Source organism: Niallia sp. 01092 (assembly GCF_052318935.1).
Lineage (GTDB): Bacteria > Bacillota > Bacilli > Bacillales > Cytobacillaceae > Niallia.
In genome coordinates this window covers 37,371-59,990 of sequence record NZ_JBQRKO010000008.1, presented here as the reverse complement: position 1 = coordinate 59,990, position 22,620 = coordinate 37,371, and the positions used below count along the sequence as shown (strand labels likewise).

The window sequence follows — 22,620 nt, the reverse complement described above, 5'->3', positions numbered from 1 at the left end:
TTTAATCATTGTCCTTATTAAACCAAAGTGGTTCTTTGTCATCTACATCACCATTATAGTTGATGAGAATTTCTTCTCCTGCTTTTATATCGGTAAAAGCATAGAAGTCAAACGTATGGTTGGCAAAATTAATATCATAGGTTGCATTAGGTTCATACGAATGATTAAACAGCATGCCATAACCAAGAAGGACAGCCGTGTGATTTTTCCCATACTCAAAAACATAATCTTCGAGAAGTGTTTGCTCAATGTGTTTATGCTGGTCGTTAGGATAAGGAAGAACAGGTGCTGCATGTAACAGCGTACCTTTTTTTATATCGCATGTAGCGAAGACGCCTCTATTAAATTCTCCATCACTTAGTGGAGAGGTTTTTACTTCTATCAAATTTGTCACCTACTCATCTTTTAAGTTTCTATCTAACTGTAACATTGTTGTTGAAATAAAGGAAATAAATGTTTCGACCAATTCAATATGATGGACTTAAATATAGGTGCGGCTGTCCCATATGTCGGTTATATCGACTTATAGGACAGACCTTGAAAATGATGTGAATTCATCTTTTATTCCTGTATAAATGAGATGCAACGAACTATCTTATCTCATCTTGGATAAGAACAACAGGTACAAATAGATCATTAAGTGACTGTGTAAAGGTAAGAACCATGTCATCACCATCTCGTTCTATCTTGATCGGGCTGCCGTCAGCAAGCAGGCATGCTTCGCCATCTAAGAATATTTCTTTTACTTTTATTTTTGATCCGCTAGGCTTACCTAGAATCATCAAGTAAAGCTTATTGTCCTTTTTAGTAAAGCGAACAGCCTCTCCTGTCTCTGTGATTGCTTCCGCCTGTGTCCATGGCCGTGTACCGTATACTGCATCACCATTCTGCTTCAGCCAATTGCCGAATTTTGATAATCGGCTTAGTTGTTCACTAGGTATTTGTGCATCTTCACCACGAGGACCTACATTCAGCAGTAAATTGCCATTCTTGGACACAGCATCTATAAAATCTAAAAATAATGTCTCAAAATTGGCGTAGTCTTTATCGCTCTCATTGCGGTTATAGCCAAATGAATTTCCGATTCCACGTGTCATCTCCCATTTTTTTGCTTGTATTTCCGTGTATTTCGTATACTCTGGTGTAGCGAAATCGCTATGGGGAATGGCAGGTTGTACAAGAGCAGAGTGAATATCGGGATTTTTCTTTATCATTTGTTTTACCATTAAGTCCATCATGGCTCGTACAGGTTTCAGACCCATAATCTTGTTGGTTGAAGTGGCATGTTTCCAGCGGTCATTTACCACACCGTGTGGAACGGCATCATAATAGTAGGCAAACAAACGAAATAGTCTATCCTGATTATCTGGCCAGCAAATATCATTCCATAAAATATCCGGATGATATCGATCTATTAGCTCGCGGACTTGAGCATCAACGTATGCCGGATAGTCGCCGCCAGGTGTGAAAAAGGAATAATCCATAAACGTTCTTGAAATCCTGCGACGAAACGTCCAGTCTATTCCCCCTGAATAGTATATGCCAAAGCGCATGCCTTCCTTTCGAACCGCTTCAGCTAATTCACCGATAATGTCACGCTTGCTAAACCAATTATCCTCGTGTGAATTTTTCACCTTAGTAGGCCATAGACAAAAGCCATCATGGTGTTTTGAAACGATCACTACGTATTTAGCACCGGTGTCTCTAAAGGTTTTTGCCCAAGCAGAGGGATCCCAATCTTTCAGTCCATCCACAAACATCTCTTTAAATCCTTGATAGGGCATGTTGCCATAATTAGTTTTATGGTATTGAGCGGATGGTGTATTCGGGTCCTTAATAGCATTCCAATAGCCTTCAGCATAGGGGTAGTTTAACAGTGCCCGATCATAATCCGTCTTCAAAGTCTCCGCTAAACTACCTAAAGGTGCAAATCCAGGAACTGAGTACAACCCCCAGTGTATAAACACTCCAAATTTAGCATCTTCAAACCACTCCGGAACCTGGTGAGTATTGAGGGACTCCTTTGTTGGTTGATAATTTTTTTTATTCATTTACTGAACCTCCTATATTTAAAATCTAAACATCTCTTTATTTCCGTTTATTCAGCAATTACCAAGGCATATTTATATCATTATTGGCACAATAAATTTTACAGTAATCCGTTATATAGGAGTCTGCTTCTTCCATTAATGCACGTGCACCCTCTGGCCACATCTCCCTGTTTTGATTAACCTGAAGATAGGCATTCAAAAGCTGTTCATTCCCTCCAGTAGCAGATTCTGCCATGTTCATCCATTGTTTTGCAAGATTTTGCGCAACTGATTCAGAGGGTTGAATGCCAGCTGCATAAAAAGTCACGGCTTTAATGGATAGAGATTTCCATGTGTGAAAAATACTTATAATTTCATCAATGCTATGAAAGTGATTGTTAAAGATCTGCTGTTGCTCTTTGGTGAAATCGGATGAATCCCAGGTTAGAAAATCACTGTTATTAAGTTTACTGATGAATGAAAACAGAAACTCCCAAGGAGGATTTTTTTTCACTTCAATAACCTCTCGACAAGCTTCAATAACTGCTAAGCTTGTGTGAGTTGATTCCATCTGTGAATATAAAACTGTAGATTGGTTTAAAAAAATCTTGTCCATCTCTTGCAAATCAGAAGTATGGACAAGTTTTTCCCGTATCTGCTGCAAGGAAAATCCCAGGTTTTTATAGAAAACAATTTGCTCTAGTTTTAAAATATCTGATTTGATGTAAAACCTGCGTCCATTTTCTGTTCTTCCAGAAGCGGGAAGAAGGCCGATGTTATCATAGTGCTGCAATGTTCGAATGGTTAAACCTGACATATTGGCAAAATCACCTATAAAATATCGCTGATCAGTCATATTTCCACTCCCGTTATATTTTAAAAAAAGGCTGTTTTCTCAAAGTTTGTTGTTTTTTACATATTATATTTGGAAAAGCGTTTCTTAGCAGCCAGAATACACGTAGACTCCTGTGGGAATGCGAGAAAGACGAGACCCCGCAGGAGCGTATGCGACGAGGAGGCTCGACGCTCGCCCACGGAAAGCGAAGTGTATTCTGGCTGCGGGTTAAATAACAACAATCTATACGAAAATAGCCTGAAAAAAACTTTGATATGTAAATTTTATTACATTACGTTACGTAATTAGCAAGTAGGAATTTCAAGTTATTTTGCGAGAGGATCTTAAAAAGTAAAACATACTTATTACGTGTTATTATTTTCTATTTTTATCAGCTGGTGGTAGGTCGTTTTATTCGATAATAAAAAATTTCGAGAGTGAAAATAATTAACTGATATGATATGATGGCAATATGAAAATATCATTGGCAGAAGTGAATAGTAGGAAGGCTGATGATACATAGGGAGCGAACAATATGCTAAATTGGAAACGTAATTTATGGATATTATGGATTGGGAGCTTTTTTACAGCAGCGAGTTTTTTTATGGTAATTCCTTTTTTGCCAATTTTTCTTCTGGAGATTAATGTGCATCAACATACGGAAATGTGGTCAGGGTTGATATTTAGCTCCGCTTTTTTTGCAGGAGCAATCTCTTCGCCTTTCTGGGGAAGGATAGCTGATAAATATGGGAGGAAGCCAATGATTATCCGAGCGGGGTTTGCTCTCTTTATCATCTATATTCTAGTTGCTTTTGTAACCAACCCGTATCAGTTATTAGCATTACGAATTATGCAGGGGTTATTATCTGGATTTATTCCAGGAGCTATTGCATTGGTCGGAACGAATACGCCAAGTGATAAAATAGGATATGCCCTTTCGATGATTTCCACGGCTACCGCTACGGGAGGCATTGTTGGACCTCTGCTGGGGGGATTAATTGCCGAACTTGTTGGAAATAGGTTAGCATTTGCCAGTGCTGCATTACTAGTCTTCATTGCGACGATTCTGGTCATTTTTTTGGTGAAAGAGGAGAATTTCACGCCAAGTAAGGAGCGTGGTTCTGTCAAAAATGATATTATGGTGGCTTATACAAATCGGCCCTTTATGCTAGTCCTTGTTTTAACTGTTGTAACAACCTGTTCGATCATGACGATTGAGCCGATTCTTCCCTTATATATTGTTGAACTTGGTGGTTCTTCTGATAAAGCTTCTTTAATTGCAGGTTTTGTATTCTCTCTTCCAGGACTCGCAAGTGCATTGATTGCTCCATACTGGGGGAAATGGGCAGACAAAGTAGGATTCGATAGAGTTCTATTCATTGGGCTGCTAGGTGGAGGACTTGGGACCTTAGCTCAAATAATATTCAGCGATATTTGGGGTTTTTCCATTACCCGCTTCGTTTTTGGCATATTTTTCTGTGCGGTCTTCCCTGCATTAAATGGTCTCGTTGTAAAGTCAACGGATGCTGATTTTCGTGGCAGGGCATTTGGATTAAACCAAACCGCCAATCAAATGGGAGGGATGATTGGTCCCATGATTGGCGGATTTATTGGCGGTATTCTTCCAGTTCAAAGTGTGTTTGTGATAACAGGCATGCTGCTGTTGGCAGCAACAGGACTAGCATATTGGAAAGCCAATGACTTAAATCCTGCTTTAAAGAGAAAAATAATGCCTGGAAAGTAGATGGAAAAAAGGGGTCAGACCCCTTTTTTGTGTGATTTAATAACTTCTTCACCAAATGTTAAGCATTCACTGCATATTGAAACACCTGGTCCTATAGCTAATTCTCCGATTTCTTCTTTACTTCTCCGGCAAAAGGAACAAGCATCAATGTATTCAGTATCCACTGTATTTTTAGGTTCTTTCTCGACTGCATTGTATAGCTCGTTTATTACTTTTGGTTCAATATAATCGAACTCGCCTTTTAATCTCAATGTAATAGTCGTATAAGCAATAGCCATCCCTTCATAGAAACGCTGTCTTTCTATTTGTTGGCTATTTTTAATTTTCTCTTCACAAAGCTGACTTAATTTCTCTAATTCTAAGATGGTGTCTTCAATTTTTGCACCTCGAAATGTTTTCTTTCGAAAATCTTGATCCATTCACATCATCAGTCCTTTCTATTTTAATGTATACAATTGTATACATTTTTCTTTCATTCTATTATCTGAACTAACTGAATATTCCTGCATCTTTTAATAAAAAATGCTGTTTTCTCAAAGTTTTTTGTTTTTTACGTAAAAAAATGAGAGAAGAAGTACTCAGCAGACTGAATACACGTAGCCTCCTGTGGGAATGCGAGAAAGACGAGACCCCACAGGAGCGTATGCGATGAGGAGGCTCGACGCTTGCTAAACGGACGAAGTGTATTCGGGCTGCGGGTTTAAAAGCAACAATCTATACGAAAACAACCAATAAAAATGATAAAAAAACCCATAAATTGCAAATCACTGACCTTGCTAGTGATGTATAGGTTTATCAATAAAAGAAAACCTATAATTGCTAACTATAATGTTAAGGAGTGGACATGTTGAAAAAAGGGATAAAAATAATGACTTCTGCAATTCTGTTATTTAGTTTAGCGGGTTGTACAGTTGGTGGTAACAATAATGCATCACGCAAGGAAAGCAATAATCGGATGACAAATGTGAAAAATGAAAATACCAATATAATAAATGTTGAAAATGGTGGGAAAGATAGATCACCAAACAAATCAACTGGATTTGTTTCTAATGCAGACCTGGATAAGCATGTTATTTTTCAAAGTTTCAGTCTGTATCAGCCATATGAAAGCAATATGTATAAAATATTCCAAAAAAATAGTGCCATGTTAAATAAATGGAAAATTTCCGATGTCTGGATGCCGCCTGCTTACCGAGCATTTGGTCAATCGTACTATGGCGAAGGGTATGCGATCATGGATAGATATGATTTAGGAGAATTTGCTCAAGGTCAGAATGGTAAAAAGCAAACAAAATATGGAACGAGTGGAGAACTTAAGAAGTTAATATCAGGCTTGCATAAAAAGGGCATTCGCGTCCAAGAAGATCTTGTACCAAATCAAATGATGGGGCTGCCGAAACCAGAAATTGCTAGTATAACTGCTGTTGACCAATATGGAAATGAAAACAATGCAAATGTGAAAGACAAACTTGTTGAACTTTATAGCAAGGGTGGGGGACAAGGCCAGGCAAAATACGGAGTCATCAAGGAATGGAATCACACTTATTTTAATGGTACAGGCCCTCAGCAATTGGGGATTTACCGAGTGATGGTGGATGAAAATAAGAAACCATACCGTTATTATGGGCCTAATGACAAGAACAATCACCTTCCGAGCTGGTTAGAAAATACAGATGCTCAAAAATACGGAAAAATCAATACGATAGATAATTATTTAACAGTAGATGGAGCTTTTGCAGTTAAAGGAGCCAATACAGAAAAGGATCAAGTATGGCGTTCTCTTCTTCTTTATTATGTTGATCGACAAGAAGGATCTACGAAACAGAACTATTTGGATTATATGAGAGCGAATGGCTTTAGTGGAAACAGTGATGAGGAAGTAAGACAAAAAATAATAGCAGGCGACAGCACTGCAGTTACGAAATTAACGGACAGTTATATTAGTGCACAGCCAGGCTACTCTGCAGCATCTGACCCGCAAAGTATTATGCGTTTTAATAATGGTGTCAATGAAAATGTAAATAAAAATGTGTTGCAATACGAATTTTTAATTGGAACAGATATCGATAATACGAATCAAAAAGTCCAACAGGAACAAGCCAATTGGGCAAAATTTTTAATCGATCAATATGGTTTTGATGGATTTCGCATCGATGCAGCATCTCATTACAACACAGATATTCTTTCAGGGCTGCATGATTTAATAAGTAATCGTTTTGGCAAAAATTTAAACAATCATTTAAGTTATATAGAATCCTATACGGATAACCAAGTGGATTTTGAAAATAGTATAAACAATGGGCAATTAGTATATGACCACAAGCAATGGGCTGCTATGAGAGACAGTTTAGGGAAGGCCAGTAACCCAAGTCCTTTAAGCAATATAATAAACTCTTCCTTTGTTGATCGAACAAACCAAAATGCAAAAAAAGTTCCGAACTGGTCATTTGTAAACAACCATGATCAAGAACATAATATTTTAGAAAAAATTCTAGTGTCCGAAGCAGAAGCGAATGGGGCAAAACCACATACATTACAGCATGAAGCCATTCAGTTTAAAAAGTATGCAAAGGATCGGGAAAAAACAGATAAGGAATATGCTCCATATAATGTCCCAAGTCAATATGCATACATTTTAACGAATAAAGATACCGTTCCAACTGTCTTTTATGGAGATATGTATAAATCAGATGATCCATATATGGCAACTAAAACTGTCTATTATGATTTAATAGTCAAGCTGTTAGGTGTACGGAATCAGTACGTTTCAGGAGATCAAAAAATTACCTATTTCCCATCTAATACTTCCTCGACACCAGGAAATGATTTAATTGCCAGTGTTCGTTATGGAACAAACAAAAATTCGGGAGTGGCAACGATTATTGGAAATAATCCAAATACAAATGCGACAATTAATGTAGACATGGGTAAAGGACATGCCAATCAAACATTTGAAGATGCATTAAGTTTTAACAAGGATAAGTTAAAAACAGACAAAGATGGAATTTTAACAGTAACAGTAAAAGGTATCAAAAATCCGTTAGTAAATGGGTATTTAGCTGTATATGTACCTTCGAAAGAAGCTGGAAAACGAGTAAATAGAAATAAAGGAAATAATGGAATAGTAGGAAAGATAAACAAAAATATAAGAGACAAATATGATAGAAAAATTAATGGGCATAGATGGCAGCAAGATGAAGAATTAAGACAATGGAAAAGATGGATTAAAAGACAAGATTAAGTATACTATTTAGATAAAAAATAAAATCCTCTGGAAAATTTTCCAGAGGATTACTGTATTTTATTTAAATAATGCACTAACAGATTTATTCTCATAAACGTTAATGATCGCGTCACTAATTAATGTCGCAACGGAAAGTTGGGTAATTTTATCGATTCTTTTTTCTTCTGGAAGGGCAATGCTGTTTGTAACGATTAGTTCTTTTAGTTTCGATTCTTTTATTTTTTCGATGGAAGGTTTAGATAGAACAGGATGTGTACAGCAAGCATATACTTCTTGTGCGCCATTTTCTAATAATGCTTTTGTTGCGTTTGTGATTCTTTTCGCAGTATCAACGATATCGTCGATTATGATTGCTGTTTTGCCTTCGATATTCCCAACGATATTGATTTCTCCTGCATCAAAGTCTCGAGGTCCCCGCTTATCAATAATGGCAATTGGTGCTTTTAATCGATCAGCCATTTGGCGAGCACGCGTTACACTTGCATGATCAGGCGCCACGACTACGACATCATGAGCAAACTCTTTTGTACTTAAATACTGGGATAGTATTGGCATACCAACTAATTGATCCACTGGTATATTAAAGAAGCCTTGAGTTTGTGGTGCATGAAGGTCTAATGTAATAACACGATGTGCACCTGACTTTTGAATTAAATTAGCAATTAATTTAGCGGTAATCGGCTCCCTTGGATGAGCTTTACGGTCTTGACGAGCATAACCGTAATATGGAATTACCACATTGATCGATTTTACGGATGCACGTTTTAACGCATCAATCATGATAAGAAGCTCCATAATGCTTTGGTTCACTGGCTCACTAGTCGATTGGATGACAAAAACATCACTGCCGCGAACGCTTTCCTCAATATTGATTTGAATTTCTCCGTCACTAAACTTCTTTACGGAGCATCTTCCTAGTTCAATTCCTATCGTTTCAACGATTTCTTGTGCTAACGCTGGATTGGAGTTTAATGAAAAAACTTTTAATTTGGATCCTAGATATGTATCTGGCACGAAAAATTCCTCCTATAAGATAAAGTGTTCTATATAGTTCTAATAATTCCAAAAATAATCTAGCTATACTGTATTTTAGGTTAGTGCATGTACCTTTGCAATACATTATGTGATTAAATGCAAGTTTTTATATAAGTGCATTAATATACGAGGCGTTGTGAATTAAAAAATTGGCAAGAATGCCGGGTAAATTTTGATAATTCCGCGAAAACTTGATAGTTTCCGGAGAAAATAGTAAATATATTTAAATTCTCAAATAAATTAGGTATTGATTTTTACTAGCAAACCAGTATATTATTTAGTTAATAATGATAATCGTTATCATTTAATGTTTAGACAACATAGGAGGGAAATAAATGTCAGCAAATACATATTCATTAAGTAACAAATATTCCTTTTCTTTACTTGTAATCATTTTATCTTTTGTCATGTTTTTAGCTGGTTGTGGAAATCAATCATCACAAGAAGCTTCTAAAGATAGCAAAGGTACTGAACAGAAAGAATCTACGGATTCAGAAAGTGTTCGTGAAATAAAACATGCGATGGGTACAACAAAAATCAAAGGAACACCAAAAAGAATAGTTACCTTATATCAAGGGGCTACAGATGTCGCAGTTGCATTAGGAGTTAAACCAGTAGGTGTTGTAGAATCTTGGGTACAACAACCTGTTTATAATTATTTAAGAAAAGATTTAGAAGGTGTACAACAGGTTGGTTTGGAAACACAGCCAAATCTAGAGGAGATCGCTAAACTTAAACCAGACTTAATTATTGCTTCAAAGTTGCGTCACGAAAAAGTTTATGAACAACTTTCGCAAATTGCTCCAACAGTGACGCATGATACAGTGTTTAAATTTAAAGAAACGGTTGATTTGATGGGGAAAGCGATGAATAAAGAAAAAGAAGCAAATCAACTTTTAGTAGATTGGGATAATCGGATTGAAGATTTTAAAGGGAAAATTACAGATAAGTTAGGTGATCAATGGCCAATTGAGGTATCAGTACTTAACTTTAGAGCAGACCATGCACGTATTTATATAACAGGTTTTGCTGGTGATATTTTAAGCGAGCTTGGGTTTGTGCGGCCTGAATCTCAACAAAAAGCTGAGAAAGAAGGCAATGTAGTACTTCAGTTAACAACTAAGGAAAGTATTCCTTCCATGAATGCAGATGTATTCTTCATTTTTAATGCTGATGGGCACAATGCAGATGCCGAAGCAATTCAGAAGACATATGATGAATGGACAAACCATCCGCTATGGAAAAATCTTGATGCTGTTAAAAATAATCGTACTTATATGGTGGATGAGGTTGCATGGAATATGGGCGGAGGCTATATTTCGGCAAACGATATGTTAGATCAAATCTATGATCGTTTTGATTTAGAAAAATAGGTGACTATTAGATTAGGTTGGAGGGACTCCTCCTCCTAATTTTTTCATATAAAACTCCTATGGAGACTCGTGCCTCATTTCCACTATCTCACAAGAAAAAGGCAGATTCTCACCTAATAAAGGCAGAGCGAGCGGAGTCACACCCTCCCCATAGGGAAAAAACAACATACCAAGCACAATCACTCGGCAGATCCGACCCCTTTTACATATAAAAATTATTTTGAAAAGAGTGAGATTATGAAACCATTATTTCCTCGAACCTCACTAAAGATTCTTGGGCTTTTAATTGGTCTATGTATTTTGTTTATTTCTATTTTATCAAGCATGGTGTTTGGTCAAACATTGACACCTATTCGTACTGTAATGAATGCTTTTCTTCATTTTGATGAATCTTCTACAGAACATATTATTATAACAACTACTCGTCTTTCAAGGGTAGTAATTGCTACCGTAATCGGAGCAAGTCTAGCTATAGCTGGCGCACTTTTGCAGGCACTAACTAGAAATCCACTTGCTGCCCCTGATATTTTTGGAATAAATGCAGGAGCTTTATTTTTTGTTGTAGCAGCCACCGTTTTTTTCTCTGTTCATTCACTAATTTATTTGATGTGGATTGCATTTTTAGGAGCAGCTGTTGCTGCCATCATGGTTTTTTTTCTTGGCTCACTCGGAAGGGATGGTTTGTCGCCAATTAAGATTGTATTAGCGGGCGCTGCTTTGACTGCCCTTTTTAGTTCTTTTACACAAGGGCTGCTTGTGATAGATGAACAAAGTTTAGAAGGGGTATTATTTTGGATAGGTGGCACGGTTGCGGGAAGAACATTAGATATGCTGGAGCCAGTTTTACCTTTCTTGTTAGGGGCAGGTATTTTGTCCTTCTTTTTAGGAAACGCCGTCAATATTTTAACGACGGGAGAAGATATTGCGAAAGGATTAGGACAACAGACTATTTTAGTTAAAATTCTAATGGCGATTGTTATTGTTTTTTTAGCTGGTGGATCCGTGGCAGTAGGTGGTTTAATTGGTTTTATTGGATTAATTGTACCTCATATGGTTCGTGGCTTAGTAGGTATTGATTATCGGTGGATTATCCCCTACTGTGCAATTTATGGTGCAAGTTTGCTGCTGCTGGCAGATGTTGCAGCAAGGTTTGTCATTATGCCTGAAGAAATGCCAATTGGAGTAATGACAGCAATGATTGGTGCGCCATTTTTCATTTATATTGCACGAAGGGGGTTTAGCAAGGAATGAGGAAACATACTATTATACGGAATCGATCAGGTTCGATTTCCTTATTGATTGAAAATAAAGCAGTTTTTGTATTCCTATTGCTTTTGTTCTTATCTTTACTGTTATTTATTATAGGTTTGTCAGTAGGCAGTACGATGATCAACCCCTTATTCATTATTCAACATTTGCTAGGGTTAGGGAATGGGGAATATGCTTTTGTTATAGAAACGCTTAGACTTCCTAGAATGGTTCTTTCTTTTCTTGCAGGAATTTGCCTAGCAGTATCTGGACTAATTTTGCAAGGAGTGGTCCGAAATCCATTAGCTTCCCCTGATATTATTGGGATTACGAGTGGCAGTGCAGTAGCTGCAGTTGCATTTATTACCTATTTTCCGGAAGTTAATATTAAATTACTTCCATTTATAGCGATTGTAGGTGCAGGAGTTGCTTGCCTCCTAATCTATATATTAGCTTGGAAAAAGGGAGTTACACCAATAAGGCTTGTGCTCATTGGTATAGGAGTTCAAGTTACAATGGGAGCTATTATAACGATGTTAATGGTGCTAAGTCCTACGTACTCTACCAGTGAAGCCTATATTTGGTTGACAGGCAGCGTTTATGGAGCAAATTGGAATAATGTTTATTCTATGTTGCCATGGGTGTTAATCTTTGTTCCGCTTTCATTAATAATGTCTCGAAAAGTTAATGTTCTTGAACTAGGGGATGATCTGGCACTAAGTTTAGGGTCAAAAGTGCAATTAACTCGCTTTGGTTTAATAGGTATTAGTGTAGCTTTGGCTGGTGCTGCAGTTGCATTTGCCGGAGGAATAGGTTTTGTAGGTTTAATTGCACCTCATATTGCTAGAAAACTTGTTGGAAGATCATTCGGAAGTTTAGTACCAGTTTCTGCGTTAATTGGGGGAATAATAGTTGTATTAGCAGATATTGTTTCGAGAACAGCCTTTTTACCACTAGACCTGCCTGCAGGAGTTTTTGTATCTGGTATGGGTGCACCATTTTTTATTTATTTATTATACAAAAATCGTAATATGTAAATTAATAAAACTTTTTAAAAAGGAGCTGTGACGATGAGTGTGCTGGAAGCAAGTTCTCTAACACTGTGTTATAGTGACAAAATTATTATAGAAGATCTTGATTTAAAGATTCCGACTGGAGAAATTACAGTATTCGTTGGAGCAAATGGCTGTGGGAAGTCGACATTATTGCGTTCGCTTGCTAGACTTTTAAAACCCCAATCTGGTCAAATCCTTCTAGAAGGAGATGCAGTAGAAAATTTATCTACTAAAGAAGTGGCAAAACGACTTGCTATTTTACCACAGGGGCCAATTGCACCGGAAGGCCTTACCGTTTTACAACTTGTGAAACAAGGAAGATACCCGCATCAAAGCTGGTTAAAGCAATGGTCAACTGAAGATGAAATAGTTGTTAATCAAGCACTTGAAGCTACCAAAATGAAAGAATTTGCAGAAAGAACAGTTGATTCCTTATCAGGTGGACAGCGGCAAAGAGCATGGATTGCGATGACTTTAGCGCAGGATACAGATATTATTTTACTGGATGAACCAACAACTTATTTAGATATGACCCATCAAATCGAAATTTTAGACCTATTATTTGAACTAAATGAACAGGAAAATAGAACCGTGGTAATGGTTTTACATGATTTAAACTTAGCGTGCCGGTATGCCCATAATATTGTAGCTGTTAGTAATCAAAAGGTATATTCACAAGGAAGGCCAGAAGAAGTAATAACTCAAGATATGGTCAAAGATGTTTTTCACATGAATTGTGAAATTACGAAAGATCCGTTATTTGGGACTCCTTTATGTATTCCGCATGGAAAAGGGAGAAAAGTAAAAGAAAATGCAATTGTAGTTTGAATTAAAAACTGGAATACCTATATAAAACATTTCGATTACAATAAAAAAAGTTATTATATCTAGTATGGATGAACCATCTTTTTGACTGACTAATAATCGCAATTCAATTTAAGGATGATAAAAAATGAGCAGCATTGTAATGAATAAGCTTAAAGCGTTTGATATACATTTTGAACATGAGAATTCTAAGGAGATTGCCATATTAGATTTGTTAAATGAAGAAAAATGTTTGGCATTTTTACAAAAACATATGACTGAGATAAAAGCCCCGAATTTTTCGATAGCAGCTTCCATGTTTTCTAAAAGATATGCTTATCTTGTCGTGTCGTCCACTTTATATAGCATGGTAGAGTTCAACGGTATTCTCCATTTTCCAGTAAAAGCTTGCACATTAAGTAGAGAACGGAAATTATGTATTCAAACAGGTATGTGTAAATGGCAGGAAGTAAAGAGTATGAAGAGGGAACAATGGCGTGAAAACGTACTGCGCGATCTTTTTTCATCACATATAACGCCGGTTTTAGAGATATTGAATAAGACATCCCGCATTCCAACATCCATATTGTGGGAAAACGTGGCCATTCGGATTAACTCAATTTATCGGAAAATACTAGCAGAAGAATGTGATCCTATTAAAATAGAAAGGGTAAACAGCGACTTTCATTTCTTGAAAAATGCAAGTGGAGACTTGTTTAATTTAAAAGAGAATCCGATTACATATTATTTGAAAATAGGAGAGGAACTTAAATTGAATCCATGTCGGAAAACGTGCTGCATGTACTATAAATTAGAAAAAGATGTTGAAGGAATCGGTTATTGTGGCAATTGCCCAATTAAAAATAAGCAGTCAAAAGCAGAAAACTAGTAAACTCGTTTCAGTAAGCTAAAACTTTGGGAATGAGGTGAAAGAGTATACTTCACTTGGTTAGATCTTGATTATCTATATGTCTAAACCCTTAAAATACAAAGTGGGGAAAATTAATAATAACTTTACAAATAGTAAAACCTATAAAATCATCCATAATATCATAAAGAAAAAATGCTTTTGATAGAAAATATGAGAAAAACGTATTATGAGTTAGTTTTTACCATAAAAATCATAAATAGTGGTTAATTTTGCACGAAAATAGTTAAATTAAAGGATATTTATCCCTTTACAAGCAGAAATTTGAGGAGTAATATTACGTTCATAAAATGTTGCATTAACATTTTAAACAGTCGCTGAATCCTATGTTGGAGCGGAGGAACCATAAATTGGGGTGAATTCTTTTTGTTAGGGCAACTCTTATTGTCCGAACCCGACAGCTAACTTCGCAAGCGTTATAAGAGAAAGGAAGTGACATAGAAAAGTAGATGAATTTAAATAAGGCAAAGAATGATTCCTATTATCGCTTAATCCGATAGGAGCGGGGGACCCAATTTTGTGATGCAAAGTGATCACTTGGGGTGAATCCAGGAAACTGGTAGGGCTACTCTTATAGCCCGAATCCGACAGCTAACTCCGTAAGCGTTATGAGAGAGGGGATTTCTTGTGATTTTTAAAAATCACTGAGAACCCTCAGTGGTCTTTTTTATGCCTTTATAAGAAAAAAATAACATATTTTACAAAAAAAGTCGCTTAATCTTATTAAAGAGCGGGGGAACCATTTTGCATGATTTTTACATGCTAGGGGTGAATCTTAACAAAAATGTTAAGAAGGGATACTCTCTGTCCCGAATCCGACAGCTAACCCCGTAAGCGTTGTGAGAGGAACCAAAAAAATTGTGGATAGACAATGCTTCTTTAGTGATGTCTAAAACCCGCATGAAGGTCCTCTTCTTGCGGGTTTTTTGTATTCATTTTTGAGATAAGTATAATTATTTAAACAAGTACACAAACTTTTTTATTAATGTACTAACTAAAAATATCCTATGGAAATGAAAGAGGGGAATGGAATCATGCTCGATATTTTAATGGTTGGAATCTTTATTCTTTTGCCAATTCTTATGGTTGGTTTAACAAAGTGGTCGTCGCAAGTGATTAATCAAGGAAGTGAAAAGCAATGATTATTTTATTTGTGTTGGCATGTTTGGTTTCTATCTATCTTTTATATGTGTTAATCAATCCAGAAAAATTCTAATTCGGGGGTAGTAACATTGAGTTTAACAATCCTTACTATTGTCATTCTACTTGCGGTTGTATTCTTGTTGGCTAAACCTTTTGGCTTATATTTAGCAAAAGTGTTTGACTATAACGAAACAGGTTTAGATAAAGTGTTTGGTCCATTTGAAAAGCTTCTCTTTAAGATTGGAGGCATAAAAAATGTAAATCAAACTTGGAAGCAATATGCACTATCTTTAGCTGTAGCCAATGCTTTTATAATTTTTCTTGTTTACTTGGTTTTTCGATTTCAAGGAGTTCTACCTTTAAATCCAAGTAATATCCTAGGTATGAATCCTGCATTAGCGTTTAATACGGCTATTAGCTTTATGACGAATACGGATTTACAGCATTATAGCGGTGAAAGTGGTTTAAGTTATCTATCCCAAATGATTGGCGTTCTGTTTATGATGTTTGTTGCACCAGGTACAGCTCTTGCTGCAGCAATAGCATTTGTTCGGGCGCTTTCTGGAAAAGAAATGGGGAACTTTTTTGTTGATTTAGTTCGCTCGATCACAAGGGTTTTATTGCCAATTTCATTTGTTGCTGCCTTTATCTTTATTGCTTTAGGTGTTCCTCAAACACTTGATCCAACTGTTACAGCAAATACGATTGAAGGAGCAAAGCAATCCATCGCTCGTGGACCAGTTGGCTCTTTCCTTTCCATCAAGGAATTAGGCAATAACGGTGGAGGATTTTTTGGAGCAAATTCAACACATCCATTTGAAAATCCAAATGCAATAAGCAACTTTATCCAAATTGTCTTAATGTTTCTATTGCCAACAGCATTGCCATTTACCTATGGGAAAATAGTTGGAAATACTAAGCAAGGTCGAGTTTTATTTGTATCAATGGCGATGATTTTCGTGGTTTTCTTAGGTACAGCATTAGTTTCTGAGTATCAGGGGAACCCAGCTTTAAATCAACTAGGAATTCAACATGACCAAGGCAGCATGGAAGGAAAAGAGGTTCGTTTTGGTGTTGGTCAATCTACTCTCTATGCTGTAGCAACAACCGCTTCAGAGTCAGGAGCCGTCAATACGATGCATGATACATTGACACCAATGACCGGAATGATAGCTTTATCCAACATGCTTTTAAATACTGTATTTGGCGGTGTTGGAGCAGGATTCATCAATGTCATGATGTATGCAATGATTGCCGTATTCTTATCAGGTTTAATGGTTGGACGTACACCTGAATTCTTAGGCAAGAAGATTGAAGGCAAGGAAATGAAATTAATTGCCATCACCATGTTAATGCATCCGTTGCTTATCCTTGGTGCTTCTGCCATCGCATTATTCAGCCCATTAGGAGTTGAGGGGATCTCTAATCCTGGTTTCCACGGCATTAGCCAAGTTGTCTATGAATACACCTCAGCAGCTGCCAATAATGGATCTGGTTTTGAAGGATTAGGAGATGCCACACCGTTCTGGAACATCTCAACAGGAATTGTGATGTATTTAGGCCGATACTTTGGATTAGTTACGATGTTAGCTGTTGCTGGTTCATTAGCTGCTAAAAAGGTCATCCCAGAAACAGTAGGTACGTTTAGAACAGACACAAGTTTGTTTGGTGTCATTTTAGTAGGCGCAATTTTTATTGTTGGGGCTTTAACGTTCTTTCCAACATTAGTATTAGGACCAGTAGCAGAATATTTAACTTTATAAGTTGAATGGAGGAAAGCAAATGGCTAATCAATCATTAAATGCGAGAGGCAGCGTGAACGATTTTCCACAGCAGTCTCAACCAAATAGTCAAAGAAATAACCGTCGTCAATCTGAACCTGGAAATAAAGGTGGAAGTAAAAAACCAATGGAAAAAGAAATGGTCATTCAAGCATTAAAAGAATCTTTTATCAAGCTGGATCCACGTAAAATGGTAAAAAATCCAATTATGTTTGTCGTAGAGATTGGATTTGTCATTACACTTATTTTATCCATAGCACCAAATATATTTGGACATCAGCATGTTGAACCGTGGTTTAATTGGTCAGTTACATTTATTTTACTATTTACTGTTCTTTTTGCCAACTTTGCAGAAGCTCTTGCAGAAGGTAGAGGGAAAGCACAGGCGGATTCATTGAAAAAATCAAAGCAAGACATCCAAGCGAATAAATTATTAGCAAATGGACAGACAGAACAGATTTCATCAGCAAATTTACGTAAAGGAGATATCGTAATTGTTTCTCAGGGGGAAATGATCCCAGGTGATGGAGAAGTAATAGAAGGTTTAGCTTCTGTTGACGAATCGGCCATAACAGGTGAATCAGCTCCGGTTATAAAAGAAGCAGGAGGAGATTTTAACTCTGTCACAGGTGGAACAAGAGTAGTCAGCGATCAGATTAAGGTGAGAATAACAAGTGATGCTGGTGAATCGTTTTTAGATCGGATGATTTCACTTGTTGAAGGGGCGGAACGTCAAAAGACACCTAATGAGATTGCCTTAAATACTGTTCTAACAAGCTTAACATTAATTTTTATGATTGTTGTTGTCACATTGCCTTTCTTTACGAATTATTTAGATTTTCAACTGGAAATACCAGTGCTAATTGCATTGCTTGTTTGTTTAATTCCAACAACGATTGGAGGCCTCCTTTCAGCTATTGGTGTAGCAGGAATGGACCGTGTTACTCAATTCAATGTTTTGGCAATGTCAGGTAAAGCAGTAGAAGCAGCTGGTGATATTAACACGATTATTTTAGATAAAACCGGAACTATTACATTTGGTAATCGAATGGCGAGTGATTTTATTCCAGTCGGTGAAGAAAGTCAAGATGACTTATCAAAATGGGTAGCGATAAGCTCGCTGCGTGATGAAACACCGGAGGGTCGTTCTGTATTGGAACTTTTAAAGCAGCATGATTATAAATATGATGAACAAGTTGCAAATGGTGGAGAGTTTATTGAATTTATAGCAGAAACAAGAATGAGTGGAATAGATTTAAAGGGCGGAACGAAGGTAAGAAAAGGGGCAGTCGATGCGGTTAAGAAATGGGTAAGCTCACAAGGAGGAACCATTCCACACAACTTAGATGAGAAAACAAGTGGAATTTCAAAAGCTGGCGGCACTCCTTTAGCTGTTGCAGTGAATGACCGTATTTATGGGTTGATTTACTTAAAGGATACAGTTAAACCAGGGATGAAGGAAAGATTTGATCAACTGAGAAAAATGGGAATAAAAACGGTTATGTGTACAGGGGATAATCCTCTAACTGCTGCAACGATAGCAAAAGAAGCAGGTGTTGATGAATTTATCGCTGAATGCAAACCGGAAGATAAGATAGAAGTGATTAAATATGAACAACAGCAGGGCAAGTTAGTGGCGATGACAGGTGATGGGACAAATGATGCACCAGCCCTTGCACAGGCAGATGTTGGTCTTGCGATGAATAGTGGAACAACGGCAGCCAAAGAAGCAGCAAATATGGTGGATCTTGATTCAAATCCGACAAAAATCATTGAGGTTGTTTCGATTGGCAAGCAATTGTTAATGACTCGGGGGGCGCTTACAACATTTAGTATAGCGAATGATATTGCCAAATATTTTGCAATCATTCCTGCCATGTTCATGATTGCAATTCCAGAAATGGATGCGTTAAATATTATGAAACTAGATTCACCGATTTCTGCTATTTTATCAGCTCTAATCTTTAATGCGTTGATTATCCCAATGTTAATACCGCTGGCTATGAAAGGTGTAGCCTATAAACCATTGAGTTCCAATGCGCTGCTTAGAAGAAATTTAACTATTTATGGTTTTGGCGGGGTGATTGTACCTTTTATAGCAATTAAATTAATCGATATGTTTGTATCATTATTTATCTAGAAAAGAGGGAATAGAATGGAAGTGAAACAATCAATAATTGGTCCAATCATTCGCATAAGCTTGGTTATGATGCTTTTGTGTGGTTTAGTTTATCCACTTGTTGTAACTGGGATTGCCCAGGTAGTGATGCCAGAAAAAGCAGATGGAAGTTTATTATATAATGAGGATAATGAAGTTATTGGTTCACGGTTAATTGGTCAAAATTTTACAGGATCAAAGTATTTCCATGGAAGAGTATCAAGCATTAAAAATGATGGTGCAAGTTCAGGATCGAATAACTATGCTCCATCAAATAAAGAAATGGTCAAACGAATAGAAGCGTCTATAGCAGCATGGGAGAAAGAAAACCCTAATATTCCAATTCATCATGTACCAATAGACCTTGTGACAAATTCGGGATCAGGTTTAGACCCGCATATTAGTCCTGAGGCAGCATATGCTCAAATTGACCGCATCTCAAAAGCAACAAATCTTTCTACTAATGAATTAAAAGAATTAGTAGAAAAACACACAGAAGGAAAAGAACTAGGTTTATTAGGCGAAGAACGTATTAATGTTCTGTTATTAAACCTATATCTTGATAAAAGAATAAAGTAAAGGATGAAGGAGGTTGACTCTAAGAGTCGGCCTCCATAGATTTAGAAGATAAGAAGTATAAAATTTTTGAACTTAGATGAGTGTCTAGCTCTCTAGCTAAGCCCCAGTGAGAAATAACCCTTTGCCTCTAAAAGTAAAAAGCACTTTATCTAAGTCGAATGAACATTTTTCTTCGGAGCTGAGCAAGGCGCCCTAAGCTTTTTTTATGAGGTGAATGAATTGGGAGAAAATCATCCTTATTTTAGACGGAAAACACCTGAGGAACTGTTAGAAGAAATAGCGGAATCAAAGAGGGGACAACTAAAACTTTATGTAGGTGCAGCACCAGGTGTAGGAAAAACCTACAAAATGCTGCAAGATGCATGTGAACTGGGGGCAGAGGGGAAGGATATTGTCATCGGACTAATTGAAACACATGGCAGAGCAGAAACGGAAGAGCAAATAATGGATTTGGAACAGGTTCCGCTAAAGGCAATTGAATACAAAGGGAAAATATTCTATGAATTAAATGTAGAAGCAATCATTAGTCGTTCACCAGAAATTGTGCTTGTAGATGAATTAGCACACACAAATATTCCCGGTTCCAAACATGTGAAGCGCTACTTAGATGTAGAAGAGCTATTAGATGCTGGCATACATGTTCTATCAGCTGTGAATATTCAGCATTTAGAAAGTGTAAACGATATTGTCTATCAAATCACTGGAGTTGCTGTTAGAGAACGAGTGCCTGATACTTTTATTCAAAAAGCTAATGAGGTTCAATTGATCGACGTTACACCAGAAACACTGCAAAAGAGGCTGAAAGAAGGAAAGCTCTATAAGCAAGAAAAAATAGCACAGAGTTTAAATCATTTTTTTACATCTTCAAATCTATCTTCATTGAGAGAATTAGCTTTAAGAGAAGTGGCTGACGATGTAGATGAAAAAAACATGCAAAATATTTCAAATTCTTCATTGCTTCACACGGGGGTACATGAAAAAATTCTAGTGTGTGTACAATATGGACCAACTGCTGAAAGGTTAATTAGAAGAGGGTTTCGCATGGCCAGTCGATTGAAAGCAGAACTCTATATTTTAAATGTAATAGGAAATGCCAGCAATATTTCTAGTGAGAAACAACAAAAAATTAACCAGTGGAAGCAATTAGCTAAACAATTTAATGCTGAATTTTTATTACAGGAAGCAAATAAACGTAAGCCCGCAAAAGCGATTGTAGAAATAGCAGCACAATATAAAATAACGCAAATCCTACTAGGGCAATCTGCAAAATCTAGATGGGAAGAAATAATAAGAGGCTCCATTGTCAACAGCATTATGAGGGAAACTTCCAATATTGAAATTCATATTGTTTCAGTTGGAAAGTAAGGAGAAAACAAAAAATGAATATAGCATTTTTCTTAATTCCGAAAAAAGATGTTGTATATCTTCCTTTTAAATCAACAATGAGGCAAGCATTAGAAAAAATGGAATACCATCGATATACGGCAATTCCTTTATTAACAGAAGAAGGGAAGTACGCTGGAACACTTACTGAAGGTGATTTACTTTGGAAATTAAAACATACACCAACTTTAAATTTTAAAAATACAGAACGAGTCAACATCTCTGAAGTGCCAATTCATCGAGTTAATCAACCGATAACAATTAATGCTGAAATTGAAGATGTATTTTTACGAGTATTAGAACAAAATTTTATTCCTGTATTAGATGACAAAGAGATTTTTATTGTGATTATCAGGAGAAGAGAAGTTATTGATTATTTAATGAAAATAAATAAAAAAATAGGCAACCTATAATTCAAAGTTTCCAAAACAAACATTATATATTATTTATTTAATCCTTTCACTCCTTCATTCTCACACTTTGAACGTTAACAAGTGTGAGATTTTTTTTCGTTAAATCAATTTAATTTTTTTGGTAAAATAATAGAAAGCCATTCACTTTAGAGGTGCATAATGAATAGTCAAGACATTAATAAACTGTTATCAGAATTTTCTCTTTTTAAAGAGTTGGATAATCGTGAATTAGCAAGGATTGTGGAAATAGGCATGGTTAGAACATTTAAGAAAGGGAGCCACGTATTTCTGCAAGGTGAACCGCTTAAAAATACGTATTTTATTTTTGATGGAAAAGTGAAAGTTTATAGAACGGATCTAAATGGAAAAGAACAAATCGTGGCGGTTTTAAAAAAAGGCGAAATGTTCCCGCATGTAGGTTTTTTCAGAAAGGGTGGATATCCAGCTTTTGCAAAAGTGCAGGAAGAAGCATCATTGGTCGTTATTCCCATTCAAGAGTTTGAAAAAGTGTTAATAGATAATCCCGAGCTATGTATTAAAGTATTTAAAGTACTAGGGGAAAAAATTGTGGATCTTCAAGATCGGTTAGGGGAGCAAATATTAAACAATACATATCAGCAAATCATCAAATTGCTGATTCGATTAAGCAAAACGCATGGGAAAAAATTAGAGGACGGATTTGTTCTTTTAACAGGAGAATTTACCAATAAAGATCTAGCGAATATGATTGGAACAACAAGAGAAACGGTCAGCAGAACATTTACAAAGCTAAAAAAAGAGCAATTAATCCGTACTTATGAAGGAGATATCATCATACATCCGGACAAATTGCTTGATCGATTATTTCAATAAAAAAACAGTGAGTAG

The 22,620-nt window shown here is 36.5% G+C and carries 20 protein-coding genes and 3 riboswitches; of the genes, 15 read left to right on the top strand and 5 right to left on the bottom strand.

The window, feature by feature from the left end; translation table 11 throughout:
* Nucleotide 1: 1 nt before the first annotated feature.
* From ACTXGU_RS09235 to ACTXGU_RS09225, 3 genes are all read right to left on the bottom strand, one after another.
* Nucleotides 2–385: an SET domain-containing protein gene (locus tag ACTXGU_RS09235; protein WP_443481221.1), complete on the bottom strand. Its 384-nt coding sequence runs from the start codon at nt 383–385 to the stop codon at nt 2–4.
* A 205-nt stretch (nt 386–590) separates the two neighbouring features.
* Nucleotides 591–2,051: an alpha-L-fucosidase gene (locus tag ACTXGU_RS09230; RefSeq protein WP_443481220.1), complete on the bottom strand. Its 1,461-nt coding sequence runs from the start codon at nt 2,049–2,051 to the stop codon at nt 591–593.
* 58 nt (nt 2,052–2,109) lie between these two features.
* Nucleotides 2,110–2,886 carry a MerR family transcriptional regulator gene (locus ACTXGU_RS09225; protein ID WP_443481219.1) on the bottom strand — a complete coding sequence of 259 codons (777 nt, stop codon included), beginning with the start codon at nt 2,884–2,886 and terminating at the stop codon, nt 2,110–2,112.
* Between the two features lie 514 nt (nt 2,887–3,400).
* Between ACTXGU_RS09225 and ACTXGU_RS09220 the strand changes: the two genes are divergently transcribed.
* Complete coding sequence (locus ACTXGU_RS09220; protein ID WP_443481218.1) at nt 3,401–4,609, top strand: MFS transporter; 1,209 nt, start codon at nt 3,401–3,403, stop codon at nt 4,607–4,609.
* 14 nt (nt 4,610–4,623) lie between these two features.
* Here ACTXGU_RS09220 and ACTXGU_RS09215 read toward each other — a convergent pair whose 3' ends face one another.
* The gene (locus tag ACTXGU_RS09215) at nt 4,624–5,028 is read right to left on the bottom strand and encodes a ClpX C4-type zinc finger protein (RefSeq protein WP_443481217.1); all 405 of its coding nucleotides are present in this window, start codon (nt 5,026–5,028) and stop codon (nt 4,624–4,626) included.
* A gap of 428 nt (nt 5,029–5,456) precedes the next feature.
* On the opposite strand from ACTXGU_RS09215, the gene ACTXGU_RS09210 reads away from it, so the two are divergent.
* Nucleotides 5,457–7,850, top strand: a complete 2,394-nt coding sequence (locus ACTXGU_RS09210; RefSeq protein WP_443481216.1) for a glycoside hydrolase family 70 protein — start codon at nt 5,457–5,459, stop codon at nt 7,848–7,850.
* Nucleotides 7,851–7,910: 60 nt separating this feature from the next.
* Here ACTXGU_RS09210 and ACTXGU_RS09205 read toward each other — a convergent pair whose 3' ends face one another.
* Nucleotides 7,911–8,867 (bottom strand): ribose-phosphate diphosphokinase, encoded by a 957-nt coding sequence (locus ACTXGU_RS09205; protein WP_443481215.1) that lies wholly within the window; start codon nt 8,865–8,867, stop codon nt 7,911–7,913.
* Nucleotides 8,868–9,223: 356 nt separating this feature from the next.
* Between ACTXGU_RS09205 and ACTXGU_RS09200 the strand changes: the two genes are divergently transcribed.
* From ACTXGU_RS09200 to ACTXGU_RS09140, 13 genes are all read left to right on the top strand, one after another.
* Nucleotides 9,224–10,261: an ABC transporter substrate-binding protein gene (locus tag ACTXGU_RS09200; RefSeq protein ID WP_443481214.1), complete on the top strand. Its 1,038-nt coding sequence runs from the start codon at nt 9,224–9,226 to the stop codon at nt 10,259–10,261.
* Nucleotides 10,262–10,498: 237 nt separating this feature from the next.
* Nucleotides 10,499–11,512: a FecCD family ABC transporter permease gene (locus ACTXGU_RS09195; RefSeq protein ID WP_443481213.1), complete on the top strand. Its 1,014-nt coding sequence runs from the start codon at nt 10,499–10,501 to the stop codon at nt 11,510–11,512.
* Complete coding sequence (locus ACTXGU_RS09190) at nt 11,509–12,546, top strand: FecCD family ABC transporter permease (RefSeq protein ID WP_443481212.1); 1,038 nt, start codon at nt 11,509–11,511, stop codon at nt 12,544–12,546. Before ACTXGU_RS09195 ends, ACTXGU_RS09190 begins: the two co-directional genes overlap by 4 nt.
* Before the next feature lie 33 nt (nt 12,547–12,579).
* A complete protein-coding gene (locus tag ACTXGU_RS09185; protein ID WP_443481211.1) occupies nt 12,580–13,392 on the top strand; it encodes an ABC transporter ATP-binding protein in 813 nt (270 codons plus the stop codon).
* A 124-nt stretch (nt 13,393–13,516) separates the two neighbouring features.
* On the top strand, nt 13,517–14,257 hold the full coding sequence (locus ACTXGU_RS09180) for an IucA/IucC family C-terminal-domain containing protein (RefSeq protein WP_443481210.1): 741 nt from the start codon (nt 13,517–13,519) through the stop codon (nt 14,255–14,257).
* A gap of 344 nt (nt 14,258–14,601) precedes the next feature.
* Nucleotides 14,602–14,728: riboswitch (cyclic di-AMP (ydaO/yuaA leader) on the top strand.
* 43 nt (nt 14,729–14,771) lie between these two features.
* Nucleotides 14,772–14,918: riboswitch (cyclic di-AMP (ydaO/yuaA leader) on the top strand.
* Between the two features lie 79 nt (nt 14,919–14,997).
* A riboswitch (cyclic di-AMP (ydaO/yuaA leader) is annotated at nt 14,998–15,147 on the top strand.
* Nucleotides 15,148–15,330: 183 nt separating this feature from the next.
* Nucleotides 15,331–15,438 (top strand): signal peptide protein, encoded by a 108-nt coding sequence (locus ACTXGU_RS09175; RefSeq protein WP_443481209.1) that lies wholly within the window; start codon nt 15,331–15,333, stop codon nt 15,436–15,438.
* Entirely contained in the window at nt 15,435–15,512 is a 78-nt protein-coding gene (gene kdpF, locus ACTXGU_RS09170; RefSeq protein WP_443481340.1) for a K(+)-transporting ATPase subunit F, read from the top strand. The genes ACTXGU_RS09175 and kdpF overlap by 4 nt, the downstream gene beginning before the upstream one ends.
* A gap of 28 nt (nt 15,513–15,540) precedes the next feature.
* Entirely contained in the window at nt 15,541–17,202 is a 1,662-nt protein-coding gene (gene kdpA / locus ACTXGU_RS09165; protein WP_443481339.1) for a potassium-transporting ATPase subunit KdpA, read from the top strand.
* A gap of 145 nt (nt 17,203–17,347) precedes the next feature.
* Complete coding sequence (gene kdpB / locus ACTXGU_RS09160; RefSeq protein WP_443481338.1) at nt 17,348–19,360, top strand: potassium-transporting ATPase subunit KdpB; 2,013 nt, start codon at nt 17,348–17,350, stop codon at nt 19,358–19,360.
* Between the two features lie 15 nt (nt 19,361–19,375).
* Nucleotides 19,376–19,957: a potassium-transporting ATPase subunit KdpC gene (gene kdpC / locus ACTXGU_RS09155; RefSeq protein ID WP_443481208.1), complete on the top strand. Its 582-nt coding sequence runs from the start codon at nt 19,376–19,378 to the stop codon at nt 19,955–19,957.
* 219 nt (nt 19,958–20,176) lie between these two features.
* The gene (gene kdpDN / locus ACTXGU_RS09150) at nt 20,177–21,322 is read left to right on the top strand and encodes a KdpD-like non-kinase potassium sensor (RefSeq protein WP_443481207.1); all 1,146 of its coding nucleotides are present in this window, start codon (nt 20,177–20,179) and stop codon (nt 21,320–21,322) included.
* Between the two features lie 14 nt (nt 21,323–21,336).
* On the top strand, nt 21,337–21,753 hold the full coding sequence (locus tag ACTXGU_RS09145; protein ID WP_443481206.1) for a CBS domain-containing protein: 417 nt from the start codon (nt 21,337–21,339) through the stop codon (nt 21,751–21,753).
* A gap of 159 nt (nt 21,754–21,912) precedes the next feature.
* Nucleotides 21,913–22,605: a Crp/Fnr family transcriptional regulator gene (locus tag ACTXGU_RS09140; protein WP_443481205.1), complete on the top strand. Its 693-nt coding sequence runs from the start codon at nt 21,913–21,915 to the stop codon at nt 22,603–22,605.
* Nucleotides 22,606–22,620 lie beyond the last annotated feature (15 nt).